The following is a 1,279-nucleotide window of genomic DNA, read 5'->3' as shown; positions in this document are numbered from 1 at the left end:
ATTTTTATTGCATCAACATGCGGCGCTCTTGAACTTGCTAAATCATTCCCATTTATTAACCCCATAATCGTGAAATTATTGATAAAATATATAACAGCAACACAGATTGTGCCAAGTACAACAGCTCTTGGTATAGTTTTGGTCGGGTTATCGACCGATCCTGCGGGTACTGTTGCTAGTTCAACTCCAACGAAACACCACAAAGTTAAAAGTGTAGAGCGGGCAAGAATCTGCGATGCTGTAAGACTTGAGATTTCTTCACTTATGATAAAGTTGTTTCTATCGAAAAAAAATAACGCTGCTACAGGTATTGCAAGCAATACAGAAATTTTTATAACCGTGAGTAGAAACTCAACGCGCCCAGCAGTAGCTATTCCTCTTAAATTTACTAACGTAATGACTGTAAATAGTAGCAACTCTAAAAGCAAACGCATGCTTTGGATATCTTCATGGAAAAATGGTGTAAGATAACCAACACCCACAACTATTAGAGCTGTTGTGCTAACCCAGGAGATTATCCAATATGTCCAACCAACAAAAAAAGCTACTGTAGGACCAAAGGCATGTTTTGCATAAACGTGAGGGCCTCCGGTCTCTGGAAACTTTGAACATAGCGTGGAAAACACTAGTGCAAGAGATACAGCACCAGCTCCTGATATTGCCCAACTTATTAGGCTATAAGTACCATATGGTGCAAGGCTAATTGGAAGCATAAAAACACCAGAGCCAATTTGACTACTGATTACTAAAGCAAAAACAGTTAAAAAACCTATTTTATTTGACACAATACCTCTTGATTCTATCAACACAGGCAGTAGTATAACTTGACCCCAAGAGTTTTAACAAATAAAAAATTATGTTTTTGAGTTAAGCTTTTAGGAGGATCACTTTGTGGATCTGCGGTACCAAAGTAAATAAATAAGTGTGCCGCTTAGGGGGAACAGGCTTGACATTAATAATGTGCTTATGGGAGTTTCATATATTGTCCAGCAGCAAAAAAGTATAGCCACGCTTCCAACCAAGAATTTGTGGTAATTTTTCTCTTGTATAATAACCTTGAGAAGAGCAAGGCTACACGCTAAATAGACAAATAAGTATGAAACTACAGAAACATCAATTATTGAAGTTACTTGATCAGCGAAATTTTTGTTTGACGTGAGAACAAGCAAAACTAATATTCCTAACGTATTGATTATCATTCCACAAAAAGGGGCGTCATGTCTGTTTTTTTTAGCAAAAAGTTGCAGCATTAACTTATCTTTTGCAAGGCCTAGAGCAA

The 1,279-nt window shown here is 37.2% G+C and carries 2 protein-coding genes; both read right to left on the bottom strand.

All coding sequences use genetic code 11. The annotated features are described in order from the left end of the window. Nucleotides 1-785 (bottom strand): amino acid permease (locus IHO13_RS05470; protein ID WP_225538627.1); only part of this gene is annotated, 785 nt, incomplete at its 3' end. A gap of 99 nt (nucleotides 786-884) precedes the next feature. Further along, the coding region (locus tag IHO13_RS05465) for an amino acid permease (RefSeq protein WP_225538626.1) at nucleotides 885-1,279 on the bottom strand (395 nt) is incomplete at its 5' end.

Origin of the sequence: Wolbachia endosymbiont of Mansonella perstans, from assembly GCF_020278605.1 — a bacterium.
GTDB lineage: Bacteria > Pseudomonadota > Alphaproteobacteria > Rickettsiales > Anaplasmataceae > Wolbachia.
This window is presented reverse-complemented; position numbering and strand designations above follow the sequence as displayed.